Origin of the sequence: Chryseobacterium oranimense, from assembly GCF_900129755.1 — a bacterium.
GTDB lineage: Bacteria > Bacteroidota > Bacteroidia > Flavobacteriales > Weeksellaceae > Chryseobacterium > Chryseobacterium oranimense.
In genome coordinates this window covers 659,055-675,861 of sequence record NZ_FQWT01000001.1, presented here as the reverse complement: position 1 = coordinate 675,861, position 16,807 = coordinate 659,055, and the positions used below count along the sequence as shown (strand labels likewise).

Genomic DNA, 16,807 nt, shown 5'->3' with positions numbered 1-16,807 from the left:
AAATTACTGAAAATATAATACATACAAAATGTTCAATATAGTATCATATGTCATTTTCCTTACGGTGAGCTTTTACATCACTATTGATGTGGGAAGGAGATGTTTTATAGCCGGAAAGTCCTACCTGGAATATCTTCTTCATGATAAAGGGATGTGTCTTACCATCAACAGGATACTCCTCGGATGCTACTATTTGCTGAACCTGGGGTATATTGCTGTCAACCTTGCATTTTGGGACAAAGTCGGCTCCGTAGAAGAACTTATTTCCGTGACAGCAGTCCGTATCGGATATATCGCTCTAATCCTTTGTGTACTGCATTATATGAACATTTTTACCCTTTACTTCTTAAAAAATAAACTAACCTTAAAATAATACAGTTATGAACACAACAGTTTTAACTACCGCAACGTACAATTTTTCAGCGTACATGATCTATCTTCCAATAGTAATTGCTCTTACCGTATTGGTGTCCCAGTTTCTGTTCAAAAATTCAAAAACATTCATGATTGATATTTTTCACCAGAAAGAAGATATTGCAATGGCTACAAATTCTTTATTTAAGATCGGATTTTATCTCCTGAATATTGGTTTTGCCTTATGCATCATTGAATTTTTCCAGATTGAAACCGTAGAAAGATTAGTTGTTGCTTTAAGTAAAAAAATCGGCGGCTTCTCTATTTATCTTGGAGTTATGATGCTTCTCAACCTTTTATTATTCCTTAAAGGCCGTAAACACGCCATGAACAAAGAAAAATTTATAGAAAATGAAGACACTGATATTTAAAATCTGGATGTATCTCACCTTCAGATCTTCTAACAAAAGAACCAGAGGCGATTTTTTAACCTTTTAAAATTAACAATCATGAAAACCTTTGCAAAATACGATTTCTATATTCAGCTATTGATTTTAATTATAGGAATTATCTCAATCTTTACAATGGATAATTCTTTTATTGGAGGTCTGTCATTTCACTTTATAGTAGGAATTTCTCAATTAATAAGCTATATAATCAAGCTTTTTTTTAAGGAAGAAAAATCTATACTTTTCATTATTTACGGAGTATTTATTATGCCCATCTGGATTTCTTTATTATTACTCGTCATTTTTAAATCGCAGGCCTATAATCTGTTGTTAGTGATCCCATTTTTCGGTGTTTATTATAGCCCAATTTTAGCTCTGGTTTATATTTTTGACGCTTATAAATTCTATCAATATCAAAAATAAATATCTCATCCTGCACCTTGTATCCCGCAACTCGCACTTAAAAACTTAAAAATGACAACAATATATTTAGAAACCCTGATCAAAGCAGATATTCATAAAGTCTTTGATTTAGCCAGAGATATTGATCTGCACCAAAAATCAACATCAAAAACCAATGAAAAAGCAATAGCAGGAAGAACGTCCGGTCTTATTGAAGAAGGTGAAACCGTAACATGGAGAGCCAGACATTTAGGAGTAAATCAAACTTTGACCACAAAGATTATCAGCATGGAAAAACCCTCCCAATTCACAGATGTAATGCTTAAAGGAGCTTTTAAATCAATGAAACATCAGCATATTTTCAAACAAAAAAACGGCAGTACGGTAATGATTGATATCTTCGAGTTTGAATCTCCGCTGGGATGGGTGGGAAAACTTTTTAACCACTTCTTCCTGAAAGATTACATGAAGAAATTCCTGTTGCAGCGGAATCAACTGATCAGGGAAATAGCCGAAAATCACACAATTATTAACATTTAAAATGAAAAAGAATGAACTTCCTGGAAGCAGAATGGCGGAAGTTAGCCATCATCAATTACGAAATAGACCCTGAGATTTTAATAAAATATCTTCCCGAAGGTACAGAACTCGATTTTTATCACGGTAAATGTTATGTAAGCCTTGTGGGATTTATGTTTTTAAACACAAAATTATTAGGACTTTCCATTCCTTTTTACAGAAATTTTGAAGAAGTTAACCTGAGGTTTTACGTTAAAAAGAAAGAAAAAAACGTCTGGAAAAGAGGAGTGGTCTTCATTAAGGAAATTGTTCCAGATATGCGCTCAGTTTTGTGGCCAATCTGTTTTACAAAGAAAACTATAAAATGATGCCCATGAGCAATGAAATCAATGTAAATAATGATGAACTCACGGTGAAATACTCATGGAAAAATGGAAGCTGGCACTCCATGCAGATCGTTGCAGACAGCAATCCTCTTTCTATGGAAACAAACTCAGAATTTGAGTTTATTACAGAACATTATTTTGGATTTACAAAAAGAGAAAATAAAACTTCAGAATATGAAGTGTGCCACCCTAAATGGGAGTATTATCAGATTAAAGATTGTAAGCTGAATATAGAATTTAGAACGCTGTACGGAAAAGAATTCGAATTCCTGAACCATCAGACCCCTATTTCTGTCATGCTTGCGGAAGGTTCTGAAATTGAAGTGAAAACAAAAAAATATATTTAAAGAAAAGATCTGCTGAAAAAACAATATTTTTAAAATTCTAATTCAAAACACAATGAAAATAATAATAGCAGGCGGAACCGGATTTTTAGGAGAAAGCCTGGAAAAATATTTTAAAGAAAAAGGTGCTCAGGTATCTGTTCTGACAAGAAAGCCAAAACGCAGCAATGAGATGTATTGGGATGCCCGGTCATTGGGTGAATGGAAGAACAGCATTGAAGGAGCCGATGTACTGATCAACCTTACAGGAAAGTCTGTGGACTGCAGATATAACGAAAAGAACAAAGAGGAAATTTATAGATCAAGAATCGACAGCACAAAAGTACTTCAGCAGGCAGTCGACCAATGTACCATAAAACCTCGGATTTGGCTGAATGCCTCTTCAGCAACCATTTATATACATTCCGAAACCCAACTGAATACAGAAGAAAACGGAATTATCGGCGACGATTTCTCAATGAATATCTGCAAAAGCTGGGAAAAAGAATTTTTTAAGATGAATGATGAAGGAACAAGAAGGGTAGCTTTAAGAACCTCTATTGTTTTAGGAAATAATGGTGGCGCTTTCCCAAAATTGCGTACGATCACAAAATTCGGTTTAGGCGGAAAACAGGGGCGGGGACAGCAGAAAGTAAGCTGGATTCATATTGATGATTTCTGTGAAGCTGTTGAATGGATCATTAACCATGAAAATATATCAGGACTTGTCAATGTAACCGCTCCCAATCCTGTATCCAACGAAGATCTTATGACAAAAATGAGAAAACACCTCAAAATCCCTTTTGGATTAAATGCTCCGGTATGGCAGCTGGAAATAGCTTCACTCTTTTTGAATACGGAAACCGAACTTTTATTGAAAAGCAGGAATGTTTATCCCGAAAAACTGATTAAAGCCGGATTTCAGTTTTCTTATCCTGAACTGGATAAAGCGCTGCAGCATTTATTGAAAAATTAAGGTTTGCTGATTAGTGGCAGGATGTTTAATTTAGCAAAAACGAACGTCATATGCTCATTAAACAGAAAACAAAAACCTTTTTTCTTTCGTCTTTTCTTATTTCTTCCGCTTTTTTTTCACAGGCTCATAATGTATCAGCAGGCTACCAGAAGCCGGATGATCCGCTTGTTGTTCAGAACCTGGAAGAATGGCAGGATCTGAAATTCGGGCTGTTCATGCATTGGGGAACCTACAGCCAGTGGGGAATTGTAGAAAGCTGGAGCTTATGCCCTGAGGACGAATCATGGACCCAGAGAAAGCCGGAACATGGGAAATCTTACAATGAGTATGTAAAGAACTACGAAAATCTTCAGACTACTTTCAATCCCACAGGATTTAACCCTCAAAGATGGGCAGAGGCAGCAAAGAAAGCAGGAATGAAATATGTGGTTTTCACCACAAAACATCATGACGGTTTTGCCATGTTTGATACCAAAGAATCAGATTATAAAATCACCTCACCAAAAACACCGTTCTCAAAAAATCCTAAAGCAGACGTTACCAAAGAGATCTTCAATGCCTTCAGAAAAGACGGATTCAAAATCGGAGCCTATTTTTCTAAGCCGGACTGGCATTCGGAAAATTACTGGTGGCCTTACTTCCCACCGAAAGACAGAAATGTAAATTACGATCCGAAAAAGTATCCCGAAAGATGGGAAAGCTTTAAAACATTCACTTTTAATCAGCTTAATGAAATTACCTCCAACTACGGGAAAATTGATATCCTGTGGCTGGATGGAGGCTGGGTACGACCTTTCAGAACCATTGATCCGTCTGTAGAATGGCAGAGAACCATCAAAGTAGAGCAGGATATTGATATGGATAAAATTGGAAACATGGCCAGGAAAAACCAGCCGGGAATCATAGTCGTAGACCGTACCGTACCGGGAAAGTGGGAAAATTATGTGACCCCCGAGCAGGCTGTCCCAGAACATCCCCTTTCCATACCTTGGGAAAGCTGCATTACAATGGGAGATTCCTTCTCTTATGTTCCTAACGATAATTATAAATCCTCTCAAAAAATCATTGAAACACTCATCAAAATTATCTCACGGGGCGGAAATTATCTCATGAATATAGCTCCCGGTCCCAATGGAGACTATGATCCGGTAGTTTATGAAAGATTAAATGAGATTTCGGGCTGGATGGAGAAAAACCGGTCAGCCGTATTTGCAACAAGAAGTGCAGAGCCTTACCATAACGGAAACTTTTATTATACCCGGTCTAAAGACGGCAAAACCCTCAATGTTTTTCATATTGATGATCAGAAAGAGTACCGGGCTCCTGCCATACTCAGTTTTTCACTTCCGGAAAATTTTAAGCCGAAAACATTGAAAATTCTTGGGATCGATTCAAAAGTGAAGTGGAAACAAACTGGAACTACAGTAGAAGTAAAGCTGCCGGAAGACAGGACAAAATTGAAATATGCCACCTCCATTCAAATGACGAACTAATGAAGTTGAATTGTATTAAAGCAGCGGTCATTGTGCTTGTTCTGAATTCTGCATTTCTGAGTGCCCAGAAAGAAAAACCGCTGTATAAAGACCCCAAACAGCCTGTAGAAATAAGAGTTCAGGATCTGTTAAAAAGAATGACTCCCGAAGAAAAATTCTGGCAATGTTTTATGATCCCGGGAGATCTGGATAATGTTCCTAAAGACCAGCACAGGCACGGAATTTTTGGATTGCAGGTGAGCGCCGGAAATCTGGGGGACGGGGCGGCTGGCCAGATGTTGAAATATAATTCCGGTGAAGATGCGGAAAAGCTTGTAAGAAAAATCAATGCTATTCAGAAATACTTTATTGAAGAATCAAGGCTGGGAATTCCGATCATTCCGTTTGATGAAGCTTTACACGGATTAATGCGGGAGGGAGCAACGGCATTTCCCCAGGCTATCGGGCTTGCTGCCACATTCAATCCCGAACTCATGAAGCAGGTTTCTTCTGCCATTGCAAAAGAATCAAAATTAAGAGGAATCCGCCAGGTTCTTACCCCGGTAGTAAACCTGGCCAGCGACGTGAGATGGGGACGGACAGAGGAAACGTATGGGGAAGATCCCTTTTTAACCTCTGTGATGGGCGTTAGTTTCGTAAGTTCATTTGAAAATCAGGGAATCATTACCACTCCAAAGCATTTTTTAGCCAATGTAGGAGAAGGCGGGAGAGATTCTTATCCTATCCACTGGAGCAGGAGATATCTTGAAGAAACTCATCTTGTTCCTTTTTATAAAGCCTTTACTTCCGGGAAAAGCAGGTCGGTGATGACTTCCTATAACCTTCTCGACGGAAGACCCTCCACAGCCAATCATTGGCTGCTTACAGAAAAACTGAAAAAAGAATGGAATTTTAATGGCTTTGTCATTAGCGATGCAAGTGCTGTAGGAGGCGCGAACGTACTTCATTTTACGGCAAAAGATTATGATGATGCTTCTGCACAGGCTATGAATGCAGGACTTGATGTAATATTCCAGACAGAATACAAACATTATCAGCTGTTTATTCCTCCGTTTTTGGATGGACGGATTTCACAGGAAAGGATAGATGATGCGGTAGCAAGAGTTTTAAAGGCAAAATTTGAACTCGGACTTTTTGAAAAACCTTATATCTCTGAACGCGAAATTCATGAATTGAAAATGATCAATCATAAACCGTTAGCCGAAAAAGCAGCGCTTGAATCAATTGTGTTGTTACAGAATACCAGGGGAATACTTCCTGTTTCTGACCATGTGAAAAAAATCGCGGTGATCGGAACAGATGCCGTGGATGCAAGACTCGGAGGCTATTCCGGACCGGGAAACCATAAGGTGAATATTCTTGAAGGGATTAAAAATATTACGAAAGATAAGAATATAGAGGTTCTTTATTCCAAAGGTATTACATGGGATCTGAAGGATTTTAAAACGGTTCCTGCCGATCTTTTATCATCTGAAAATAAGAAAGGCTTAAAAGGAAATTACTTTGCAAACATAGGATTACAAGGAAAGGAGGCTTTTCAAAGGCAGGATGAGCAGATTAATTTTAATTGGACTCTTTACTCGCCGGACCCTGAAAAACTGCAGCCGGATAACTACAGCATCCGATGGACAGGTCAGCTGAAAGCTCCGGACAATGGAAAATACCAGCTCGGACTGCGTGGAAACGATGGCTTCAGATTATACCTCGATGGAAAATTAATCGTTGATCAATGGGAAAAACAGGGCTATTCAACAAAAATAGCCGCCATAGATTTTGTTAAAGACCAACAGTACAATCTTGTTATAGAATTCCGCGAGAGCAGGGGAGAAGCTCATATTGAACTGATCTGGAATTACGGTATTGATGATGCTCAGAAAGAATTTAATGATGCCTTAAAAACAGCAGAAAAGGCAGATCATATCATTATTGCTGCCGGAATTCATGAAGGCGAATTTCAGGACCGTTCTTCGCTGAGCCTGCCTGGAAATCAGGAGAAATTGATTCATGAAGTTTCAAAACTGAACAAACCCGTAACCGTAATTTTAGTTGGAGGTTCTGCTATCAAAACCACAGCATGGAAAGATAAAGCGGGGGCTATTCTGGATGTTTGGTATCCCGGAGAAGAGGGCGGAAACGCGGTGGCAAAGATCCTTTTCGGAGCGGAAAATCCCTCAGGGAAACTGCCCGTTACATTCCCGGCTGAAGAAGGGCAGCTGCCATTGACCTACAATCATCATCCTACAGGACGGGGAAATGATTATTATGATTTGAGCGGTGAGCCGTTATATCCCTTTGGTTTTGGCCTTAGCTATACCAATTTTGAGCTTTCGGATCTGCAGCTTAATCAGTTGAAATTTTCTGAAAATGATACGATTATTGCCCGGATTAATGTCAGAAATACAGGAAAAAAAGGAGGAAGCGAGGTTGTTCAGCTGTATGTGAAAGATCTGCTGGCATCAGTTTCAAGGCCTGTCATTGAATTGAAAGGTTTTCAGAAAGTGTATGTAAATCCAGGAGAAACAAAACAGGTAACCATTAAAATTCCCATCAAAGAATTACAGTTTTTTAATGAAAAAGATTAATAAAAAGCAAAAGTACGCAAAGCGATTAAAACCGCTACTATACAATGCTTTATAAATGTGTAGTCTTAGTTTGGAACTCGGTGTCTGATAGGTTTTGGGCTTAAATTGACAAGGTTAGGTTACTAATTCGTTACCGATTGATAAAGGCAACTATATAGCTTAACTGATTATATTTCAGTCTTTTGCACCCTTTTTTATATTCCCTTGTAACTCAATGTAATTTAATTTTAAACGTTAAACATTTGAGTTATGGAGCAGACAAAAAAATCGACGTTCAAACTGCTTTTCTATTTGAAAAAGAACGAACTGAAAAAGAACGGTAATGCCCCGGTTATGGCACGTATTACCATTGATGGAACACCGAAAACTTTCGGGACAAAGTTAGAAATTAACCCTAATAGTTGGGATTTAAAACACGGACGGGTTCAGGGCAAAAGTGCCACAGCTTTGAGCATCAACCAAAAGCTGGACAATATACGGGGACGTATCGACAAGATTTATGAAGATATGCTGAAGCACGAGGGCTTTGCAACTGCCCAAAAAGTAAAGCTCTCTTTTCTCGGTGTTGGTGTAATGGATGATGCCATATTGAAAGTTTTTAACGACCAGAATGTTGAATTTAAAAGATTGGTTGATAAAGAGGAGCGTTCACAAGGAACTTACAACAAATACATCACTGTTTACAATCATCTTACGGAATTTATAAAAGAGCGTTATCACAGGGAAGATATGGCATTTCGGGAACTGACGGCAGATTTTATCCGTGAGTTTGACTTTTACCTCCGCTACGATAAGCAATGCGCCCATAACACGGTTTGGATTTACACAATGCCTGTTATTGCTTTGGCTGAACTGGCTATCAAAAAAGGGCTGATACGTGATAATCCTTTTGAGGATTACGAAATAAGTATGGAAGAAACCGACAGAGGGTACATACTGAAAGAAGACGTTGAAAAGCTGATGATGTGTCAGGTTCCGCATAAAAGATATGAACTTGTAAAAGATATTTTTATTTTCAGTTGCTTTACAGGATTGGCTTACGCTGATATTAAGAAATTGACAAGAAGCAATATTCAATCATTCTTTGACGGTCATCAATGGATTATCAGCCGGAGAAAGAAATCTGATGTTGCTTCCAATGTTCGGTTAATGGAAATCCCTAAACGTATCATTGAGAAATATCAGGGTACAACAAGGAATGAATTTATCTTTCCGGTTCCTACCAATGCAACCTGCAATACGCACATAGGTAAATTGGTTGAAAAGGCAGAGATTATCACGGAGCAAAAAGTAACCTTTCACACCGCAAGACATACTTTTGGAACAATGTTTCTGACCGAGGGCGTACCGCTTGAAAGCCTTAGCAAAATGATGGGGCATAAAAACATTTCCACCACACAAATTTATGCTAAAATCACAAGCCAAAAAATCAGCAAGGATATGGATTTGGTTACACCGAAATTCAAAGCAATGGAAGAGGCATTTATGATGGCAATCTAATCCGCTTTTATCTAACCACAAGAAGCAGAACTTAACGGTTCTGCTTTTTTTATGCCCATACTTTTTTATTACTCCTCCTTTGTTTCAGACTATTGAAGCCTGTTCATAATTGACATAAAAATTAGGAATAGAAAATTTCCACAATCAACCGGTAAAAAGGCAGCTAAGTTATAGCGGGCAGCCATCGCACACACCCACCAATAAAAAAAACGAATGAACGGTTTCCCCCTAAAGGAACCCCCATTAAATCATTTTTTTTCTTGGTCATCGCTGTTGCCCGCTTGGATTATCTGCTTTCTTTTTTCCGGTTTTTCTTTTGGAAAATATTATGCGAAGCGGAGCAGACCACAACAGGAAGCAGGAAGCGAGAAAAGCGAACGTAACAAAATGTCAAACTTTTAAAACAGAACGATTATGAACATCATCGGACGACTAACAAGGGATGCGGAAGTAAGAACCCTTAACAACGACAAGCAAGTAGTAAACTTTTCGGTAGCGAGCAACGAAAGCTACAAGAACAAACAAGGCGAGCGTGTAGAGCAAACGACCTACTTCGATTGTGCCTACTGGCTATCTGCAAACGTGGCAAGACTGCTGACAAAAGGCACATTGGTAGAACTCACAGGGCGAGTGAATACACGAGCGTGGATAGGCAAAGACGGCGAAGCACATTCGGGGCTGAACTTTCATACCTCACAAATCAAACTGCACGGAGGTAGCAGGAGAGCCGAAACCATACAAGCTACTGCACAAGCCGAGAACAACAAGGTTACAGCACAGGGAGCAGATGACGACCTCCCATTCTAACAACGAGTATTCAATCATTTTTTAACATCAAAATTTATCAAAATGGCACATAACATTCATTTCAACGAGCAAACAGGAAAGCACAGTTTCTTTTCAGTACAGCAAAAAGCGTGGCACGGTTTGGGGCAAATCGTAGAGCAATACCCAACGAGCGAGGAAGCTATCAAATACGCAGGGTTAGATTACGATGTCGTAAAATCCCCACTGTTTACCAAAGGTTCGGGCATTATCGAAACTGCCAACGGTATAGAAATAGGTAGCACCGAATTAGAAGTACCTAACTATTTCGCTAACATACGCACCGATAACAATGCAGTATTGGGTGTAGTCGGTAAGGATTACCACATTGTACAAAATCGGGAAGCCTTTAATTTTTTTGATGCTATTGTAGGTGGTGGCGAAGGTATCCTGTACGAAACCGCAGGGGCATTGGGCAAAGGGGAACGCATCTTTATCACTGCCAAACTGCCCGATTATATCCGTGTAGGCAATGGCGATGATGTAACGGAAAAGTACATTTTTCTAACCACTTCGCACGATGGTAGCGGAAGTATTACCGCAGCATTTACGCCTATCCGTATCGTATGCCAAAACACGCTGAATGCCTCACTACGCAGTATGACCAATGTAGTCCGTATCAAACATACTTCGGGAGCAAAACAACGTATCGAGAACGCCCACAAGATTATGGGGCTTGCCAACACATTGAGCAACCAATTAGAGGGCATTTTCAATAATTGGACAAAGGTAAAAGTATCAGACCGAGAAGTAAGAAAGCTAATCCAGTTGGCACTTTGCCCGAACAAAGAAACACTTGACCTTATCAACAAAGGGGCTGACGATGAAGTTTCCACCGTGTTCAAAAACGTGGTTGATAATGCGCTTCTATATGCTATGACAGATGATGCACAACAGATGAACACGACCAAAGGGACTTTGTTCGGAGCATACAACGCTGTTACAGGCTACTTTCAGAATGTACGCAATTACAAAGATGATGAAGCCAAATTACAGAGCATTGTATTGGGTGGTACTGCCCAACTCAAATCACAGAAAGCATTTGAATTGTGTACCGCATTTGCTTTGGACGGTGCGGAAATCCTAAACCTTAATTAGATAACAACAGGCTACCGCCTTAAATGGTGGTAGCCTACTATAAAACAACAATATGAAAGCATTACATAAAATGGACAACTTAGATAAAGGCGAATTGCTTTGCAGGCTATTCCCCGAAGAAATGGCGAACATTCAGAACGCCGTAAAAAAGCAGTGCGAATACTTTCTGAAAAATGAAATTACCATTCGTGAGGGTTGGTATCAAAAGGGCTTTTTTACCGCAGAATTTTGGTACAGGCTTGTGCAGGATGCACACAGGATAATCGAGAAGAACGAGGACAAACTTCTCAAAAAACCACGCTGGTTTGCAGACCATTTTTTTGACGGATACAACGCAATATTTGCGATGCACTGCCTTATCGAATATGCACAGACAGAGGACTGTAAACCCAATCTAAAACAGGCTATACACCTAATATTCGGAAGTGAGCCTTTATTAAAAATAACCTTAAACGATAAATAATTATGCCAAATTGGTGCAACAATACGGTTGTCTTCGAGGGGAAGCCTGAAGCAATCGAACAGGTAACACAGCTATTCAAATCAATGGCTGAAAGAGAAAGGAAAGAGAATTGCGGACAACTGCCCGATTTCATAGACGACAGTAACGGCGGATATTTCTTTGAGGTTTACGAAAGCGATACGGGAATATTCAATTATCAAACAAAATGGTCGCCAAATGCGGAAGCAGTTAAGCAGATAGCCGAGCATTACAACATAGATTTCCAATTGGATTATGAGGAATTAGGTTGTTTGGTATATGGCAGGACAATGTTTTCTGACAAGCTACTCATAGATATTTATCTGGAAGACGAAGATTTTGACAGCTACGAATTAGACAAGGAAACAGACACCTACCATTTTGAGGGCAAGGAGTACGACAGCGAATGGGAAATACTCGACACTCTATTAGAACGTAAAATCGAAAATCAGTTAAACACCATTAAAATTTAGAACGATGAAACTATCCGATAAAGCGACAGCACATATTTTGGTTAAAGCCAACACCAATAGCGAATGGGATAATTGCGAGTTTGCAATTATCCATCTATCCGAAGAATGGAAACAGGAACAGGCAAAACGGCTTGCATTGGTTAAGCCGTTAGAGGGCAATCATTATTTCTGCTCAATGAACTACTATGATACGGCAGTAGATTTTTATTGCACAGGCGAAGACGATACCCCGAACATTGAAGAAATGCTAAACGATAAAGAATGGGCATTTGTGGAGCTTGACGAGGGGGAGCAGGAAATGTTTACCGCACCCGAAAACCGATTGGACTGTTACAGGCTTGTATTGCGTGCAAACGGTACAGGCTACTATACAGCATACGGCAAGCACACCAGCGAGGAATTTTGGACGGAAGAATTTTCATTAATCCAATTAACGGCTTAATCAATAAACCCCAATTTCAATTTATGACACGTTCAAATCTTCATATCAAATTGAGCAACGGCAAATCTCTTATTTGCGTTGCCGACAGCAGCAGCGCACCCGAACAGGGATATATCGTTGAAAGGCTTTTTTTGCCTTTGTTATCCCTTGACAACAGTGAGCAAGAACTCGAAATGCTTACGGAGCATTGTACAATGGATGAAAGGCGGATAAACGCAGACTACCGCTATTTAATAGACCTTACCACCAAAGAAGTAAAGTTCTTTGAAGAGCATTACAGCTACACAAAAGACACGTTCAGGAAAGGCAAGGATATAACGGAACGTTATGACGAGTATTTAAAAACCATAAGCTAAAATAGCAGCCGCCTGACCCGAAAAGTCGGGCGGCAAAAAGACAGATCCTCCCGATGGTTGGGCAGTCTTTTTGCTTTAAATTGGTGCAATCCCCTTTAGCAAAATGCGCCCTTACACAAATCCTTTCTTTTCCATTTTACCAAACAGGTTGCGACATTATTGCTTGGGATATTCATTATCCCATAATTTATTATTGGGGGATTACTTTCTTTCGTGAGTTCTGCGGAAAAGAAAGTAACAAAGAAACCTGTTATTGCGGAAACTGTTTATAGTATTCTTTTGCAATTTCGGCTACGCCAGCACTAAAATAATGTCCTCCATCATTTATAACGGTTATGGCTTTTTTAAGTTCTTCGGGGTCTGCGCCTTTCAGTATATACCCTTTTACGCCACGCTGAAGCATCTTTACTACATCCTGTACATCATCATTAATGCTAAAAGCCAGGACTTTGGTTTGCGGATATTTTTCATTCAATGCTTTAGCGGTTTCAAAACCATTCATTACCGGCATATTTATATCAACAACCATTACATCGGGAACAACTTCGATTTCCTCCATTTTTTTCATTGCCATTTTTCCATTCTCGGCTTCAAAAAGTATTTCAAAACCGAAACCCATTAGAAAATCACAAATACCCTTTCTAAGCATATCGTGGTCATCTATCATCCCTACCTTTATTATTTGTTCTTTGCTCATTTTCTTTTTGCTTAGTTTGATGAGGTTAAAAAATCCGTTGGGAGCTTTAGATAAATTCGGAGTTCGAGTAACGTAAGGTATTCCTTTATCGACCTCAATGTCCCTGACTTTAAAACGGTCAAGCCAATCTTTAAAGTGTGCTATCTCGTTAGGTTTAAAATGTACAATTTCCCCGTTTTTAAGGGATATGATAAAAACATCAATGCAGAGAGAGAACGCTGATAATTGCGTAGCAGGGTGGTCAAATTCGGGGTAAAAAATATCCTTGCCGTCCATAACTCTTAATGTTTATCAAGTTAGTGGAACCTGCAAAAAAAAGAGGCGCAGGCAACCACACTTACTGGCATTAAGGCACTGGTACGCCTGACCCCCAAATAAGCGAGCGCCCACGCCATAACGTGAGCGTTCTTACTTATTCGTTCCGGGGTTTTAAAAATTACCAGTTTCTAATGCGGAACTTAAAGCAAAAACAACTTTAAGTATTTTCTATATTTTCGACAACAAAGATACTAAACTCGTCCTTTTTTGACAGCATATAATACAAAAAAGATTACAGTCAAACAATTTTTTGTGAAATGTAATTTTGCTCCAGTATAGTCAGGATATCGCTTTCCTTATAAATAATCTTACCGCCTATTTGTATATACGGCAGTATATTATCATCACGGTACTGCTGTAAAGTGCGTTTGCTGATATGGAGCAGCTTGCACACATCTTCGCCCGAAAGGTAAATTTCTCCGTTCATTACAGGGCGGTAGTTTTTCAATATGCTTTCGATACGGGTTCTTAGCTGTGTTATCATTTCCTGATGGGCAATGATTTCTTCATTGTCATTCGTGAATAAATCCATTTTCGGCAGTATTGTACGGTTGTCCGGCTTCGAGCAAAGCCTGTACATCCGAGCGTTTATAATAATTTTTACGGTTCAGTCTGGAATAAGGCAATAACCCTTTGTCCTTATACGTCTGCAAAGTCCGCTTGGTAATGTTCATCATCAAACACACTTCCTGGTTATCGAGCCATTGCTCTTGCGCAAAAATTGGCGTGTATTTCTGCGTGGCATTTTCGGTAAGTTCCAAAAGTGCTTTCAGCTCATTCTTCATTCCGTCCAGTGCGGATTTTTGTATTGCGATTACTTCCATTGTTTGCTCAATTTTGCTATGGAAGTTGAATTTATAAAGGCTTAGTACGGCATTGGGGAAAGTTGCAGGGTTTGGCTTTGAGAGGTAGCGTTTGGCGATTTACTAAGCCGTAAATAAAAAAATCGGATAGCTTTTGGGCTATCCGATTTGCTTAAAAAATGTATGCTGTAATAACTATCTGCGTTCGGCAGGTTGTTCTATTTTTACTTCAGGTTGTTGTTTTTCTTTTTTCTCACGCCAATAAACCCACAGCGACAACAGACCGAAAATAATCAGCCCGTAAGCTATCCATTTACCGACCCTTTCCACGAATTTAATGAAAACCGAACTTTCATAAGATGAGAAGCCCTCTGCTCCCATAGGGCTGCGCCTGTAAAACTTTCTCCGGTTAATCCAGTAGCGAAGTCCCAGTCCTGCAACCAAAAATATAATACCTATTACCAATGATGCAACCATACCAAAAATACTTTATTTCCACTGTTTGAATTTACGAAAAATATCCGTGGCATTATTCAATTTCAAACTCTTTCGGATACCGAACTACACCGCTTACATTTTGCAGCGCATTTTGCGATAGTTCTATTGCCATACAGTTTTCTTCAGGAACTTCAAATGGCAGCTTTATCCCAAATTCTTTGGTCAGCTTATAGCCAAACTTAGGGTAATAGTTTTCGTGTCCTAACAGCATCACAGAGCCAAAGCCCATTTTTTTTGCTATATCGTGGGCAGCTTGTATGAGTTTGCCGCCAATACCTTTTCCCTGATAATTCGGCAACACAGCAACAGGGGCTAACGCAAGCGAGGTGTAAGTGTTTTTATCCTTGTCTTCAATATTAATTTTTGTGAGCAATATATATCCCGCAATTTGATTATCTACTTCGGCAATAAGTGATAATTCGGGGACAAACGCATCAGAATTGCGTAACCGTTCCACCAAGAACTGTTCTTTATGGTCGCTCAATTCCTCGTTTTCAAAAGCCAGGCGAATGAGTTCAAAAACTTTTTTGAAATCTTCCTTTTCTTCCTTTCTAATTTTTATTTCCATAGTCTGTAAAATCAGCAGTTTTATAAAATGCGAAAACGGCTTACCCAAAAAGGCAAGCCGCTTTCATTGTTTATGGAAATAATAACTTACTCAAATTTGGTAAACCGAAAGGATAATACCCTTTTTCATTATTGCAAGGATAAGAAATTATTTCTTTAGCAACTATCGAATTTAAAATTAAAAACGGCTTACCCATCAGATAAGCCGTTATTTATGAATTGGAATACTGCTCTTAATCGCTGCTGTTAAACTGAAAAGTTATCTGCTTTTCGTTCCCGAAGCTGTCCGAAATCCAAACATCAAAAGATTGTGATACGGCAGACGTTGACGTGTAATACAGCCTGAACTGCTCCGTTGGTAACTGGTACAGGTCGTTGGGCTGATACGGCGGCTCATTGTAGTATTGCAACGTTCCCTGACCATCAAACTGGAAGTAGCGAAGAAAATACTGCGTGTTGCTGTAATTGCCTGTACGCTGTATGGTAATGCGTATTTCTACGGTTTGTCCGTTGGCAACATCTTTAGGCACTGGCATTACATTGACCTCGAAAGGAAAATTGTTCTGTATTTCGAGTTCATCATCTTTGCTGCAAGATACCAACGTAACCGAAGCTGTGAGGATTGCCAGGAATATATATAATGGCAGTAGCCCTGTTCTGAATTTATTGAATATTGCTATCATCGTTTTTTACGTTTTAAAAGTTAAACCTTAATCCCACACCTGCCGACGGTCGGAACTGTCGTAAATCCGTACCCCAAAAGACTTTTGTACGCCCTTGCAGGACTAATACAAATCGGTCAGAAAGGTACGTTTCAAAGGTCAGTCGTCCGCCAGCTCCGTAAATGAAATTGTCCTCGTCCAATATCTTCGCTCCGTCATACAACATCGGTTCGCCACGGTTGATGCTTTCATAACCTGCTACGGCGGTTATTCCGGCATTCAGCGTGATGTTCTTCCGGGCATCGCCCAAAAGGAAGAAGCTGTAACCGCCCTCGGCTGTAAAAGTTTCCTGCGGGATGCGGAGGTCTTTATAATCGTGGTATTGGTGCGTATATTCCAACGCCCAAAGCTGGTAATTGCCGTTCTTACCGTTCACGGTCATACCGATATTGATATAATAATCGTTGCCGATTTTATCATCGGACAGCACACCAACATTTACTTCCAACCCTTTCTGTTTCGGCAGCATTCGCTGTGCCTGTGTCGTTGTGATACCCATTAAAACGAGCATCACGGTATAGATATACTTTTTCATTTTATTAC

Annotated in this window: 21 protein-coding genes and 1 pseudogene; 15 read left to right on the top strand and 7 right to left on the bottom strand. The window is 39.5% G+C overall.

Annotated features, from left to right (window positions below):
- The first annotated feature begins 28 nt into the window (after positions 1 to 28).
- The 15 genes and pseudogenes from BUB03_RS03140 (at position 29) to BUB03_RS03070 (ending at position 12,659) form a co-directional block, all read left to right on the top strand.
- The gene (locus tag BUB03_RS03140; protein ID WP_073060184.1) at positions 29 to 373 is read left to right on the top strand and encodes a hypothetical protein; all 345 of its coding nucleotides are present in this window, start codon (positions 29 to 31) and stop codon (positions 371 to 373) included.
- A 7-nt stretch (positions 374 to 380) separates the two neighbouring features.
- Positions 381 to 785 carry a hypothetical protein gene (locus BUB03_RS03135; RefSeq protein WP_073060181.1) on the top strand — a complete coding sequence of 135 codons (405 nt, stop codon included), beginning with the start codon at positions 381 to 383 and terminating at the stop codon, positions 783 to 785.
- A gap of 78 nt (positions 786 to 863) precedes the next feature.
- Entirely contained in the window at positions 864 to 1,226 is a 363-nt protein-coding gene (locus BUB03_RS03130) for a hypothetical protein (RefSeq protein ID WP_073060178.1), read from the top strand.
- 51 nt (positions 1,227 to 1,277) lie between these two features.
- Complete coding sequence (locus BUB03_RS03125) at positions 1,278 to 1,745, top strand: SRPBCC family protein (protein WP_073060175.1); 468 nt, start codon at positions 1,278 to 1,280, stop codon at positions 1,743 to 1,745.
- A gap of 11 nt (positions 1,746 to 1,756) precedes the next feature.
- Positions 1,757 to 2,457: pseudogene (locus BUB03_RS22245) on the top strand (YqjF family protein).
- Positions 2,458 to 2,509: 52 nt separating this feature from the next.
- On the top strand, positions 2,510 to 3,409 hold the full coding sequence (locus BUB03_RS03115; RefSeq protein ID WP_073060172.1) for a TIGR01777 family oxidoreductase: 900 nt from the start codon (positions 2,510 to 2,512) through the stop codon (positions 3,407 to 3,409).
- A gap of 50 nt (positions 3,410 to 3,459) precedes the next feature.
- The gene (locus tag BUB03_RS03110) at positions 3,460 to 4,902 is read left to right on the top strand and encodes an alpha-L-fucosidase (RefSeq protein ID WP_073060171.1); all 1,443 of its coding nucleotides are present in this window, start codon (positions 3,460 to 3,462) and stop codon (positions 4,900 to 4,902) included.
- A complete protein-coding gene (locus BUB03_RS03105) occupies positions 4,812 to 7,484 on the top strand; it encodes a beta-glucosidase (RefSeq protein WP_228417748.1) in 2,673 nt (890 codons plus the stop codon). Before BUB03_RS03110 ends, BUB03_RS03105 begins: the two co-directional genes overlap by 91 nt.
- 249 nt (positions 7,485 to 7,733) lie before the next feature.
- The gene (locus BUB03_RS03100; RefSeq protein WP_002995959.1) at positions 7,734 to 8,984 is read left to right on the top strand and encodes a site-specific integrase; all 1,251 of its coding nucleotides are present in this window, start codon (positions 7,734 to 7,736) and stop codon (positions 8,982 to 8,984) included.
- Positions 8,985 to 9,398: 414 nt separating this feature from the next.
- The gene (locus BUB03_RS03095; protein ID WP_002995963.1) at positions 9,399 to 9,791 is read left to right on the top strand and encodes a single-stranded DNA-binding protein; all 393 of its coding nucleotides are present in this window, start codon (positions 9,399 to 9,401) and stop codon (positions 9,789 to 9,791) included.
- A 42-nt stretch (positions 9,792 to 9,833) separates the two neighbouring features.
- Entirely contained in the window at positions 9,834 to 10,907 is a 1,074-nt protein-coding gene (locus BUB03_RS03090) for a DUF932 domain-containing protein (RefSeq protein WP_002995967.1), read from the top strand.
- A 52-nt stretch (positions 10,908 to 10,959) separates the two neighbouring features.
- A complete protein-coding gene (locus tag BUB03_RS03085) occupies positions 10,960 to 11,370 on the top strand; it encodes a hypothetical protein (RefSeq protein WP_002995970.1) in 411 nt (136 codons plus the stop codon).
- A gap of 2 nt (positions 11,371 to 11,372) precedes the next feature.
- Complete coding sequence (locus BUB03_RS03080; protein ID WP_002995973.1) at positions 11,373 to 11,861, top strand: DUF1281 family ferredoxin-like fold protein; 489 nt, start codon at positions 11,373 to 11,375, stop codon at positions 11,859 to 11,861.
- A 4-nt stretch (positions 11,862 to 11,865) separates the two neighbouring features.
- Positions 11,866 to 12,303: a hypothetical protein gene (locus BUB03_RS03075; protein WP_002995976.1), complete on the top strand. Its 438-nt coding sequence runs from the start codon at positions 11,866 to 11,868 to the stop codon at positions 12,301 to 12,303.
- A gap of 23 nt (positions 12,304 to 12,326) precedes the next feature.
- On the top strand, positions 12,327 to 12,659 hold the full coding sequence (locus BUB03_RS03070) for a hypothetical protein (RefSeq protein ID WP_002995980.1): 333 nt from the start codon (positions 12,327 to 12,329) through the stop codon (positions 12,657 to 12,659).
- A 250-nt stretch (positions 12,660 to 12,909) separates the two neighbouring features.
- Here the strand turns inward: BUB03_RS03070 and BUB03_RS03065 are convergent, their stop codons facing one another.
- The 7 genes from BUB03_RS03065 to BUB03_RS03035 all read right to left on the bottom strand — a co-directional run bounded on the left by BUB03_RS03065 (position 12,910) and on the right by BUB03_RS03035 (position 16,799).
- Complete coding sequence (locus BUB03_RS03065) at positions 12,910 to 13,632, bottom strand: response regulator (protein ID WP_002995984.1); 723 nt, start codon at positions 13,630 to 13,632, stop codon at positions 12,910 to 12,912.
- Between the two features lie 280 nt (positions 13,633 to 13,912).
- Positions 13,913 to 14,158, bottom strand: coding sequence for a helix-turn-helix domain-containing protein (locus BUB03_RS03060; RefSeq protein ID WP_430827366.1), 246 nt, complete (start codon positions 14,156 to 14,158; stop codon positions 13,913 to 13,915).
- Between the two features lie 28 nt (positions 14,159 to 14,186).
- Complete coding sequence (locus tag BUB03_RS03055; RefSeq protein ID WP_002995989.1) at positions 14,187 to 14,498, bottom strand: helix-turn-helix domain-containing protein; 312 nt, start codon at positions 14,496 to 14,498, stop codon at positions 14,187 to 14,189.
- A 174-nt stretch (positions 14,499 to 14,672) separates the two neighbouring features.
- Positions 14,673 to 14,954 (bottom strand): hypothetical protein, encoded by a 282-nt coding sequence (locus BUB03_RS03050; RefSeq protein ID WP_002995992.1) that lies wholly within the window; start codon positions 14,952 to 14,954, stop codon positions 14,673 to 14,675.
- 52 nt (positions 14,955 to 15,006) lie between these two features.
- On the bottom strand, positions 15,007 to 15,543 hold the full coding sequence (locus BUB03_RS03045; protein ID WP_002995995.1) for a GNAT family N-acetyltransferase: 537 nt from the start codon (positions 15,541 to 15,543) through the stop codon (positions 15,007 to 15,009).
- 232 nt (positions 15,544 to 15,775) lie between these two features.
- Positions 15,776 to 16,225: a DUF3872 domain-containing protein gene (locus BUB03_RS03040; RefSeq protein ID WP_002995997.1), complete on the bottom strand. Its 450-nt coding sequence runs from the start codon at positions 16,223 to 16,225 to the stop codon at positions 15,776 to 15,778.
- Between the two features lie 13 nt (positions 16,226 to 16,238).
- The gene (locus tag BUB03_RS03035; protein ID WP_002995999.1) at positions 16,239 to 16,799 is read right to left on the bottom strand and encodes a conjugal transfer protein TraO; all 561 of its coding nucleotides are present in this window, start codon (positions 16,797 to 16,799) and stop codon (positions 16,239 to 16,241) included.
- Positions 16,800 to 16,807 lie beyond the last annotated feature (8 nt).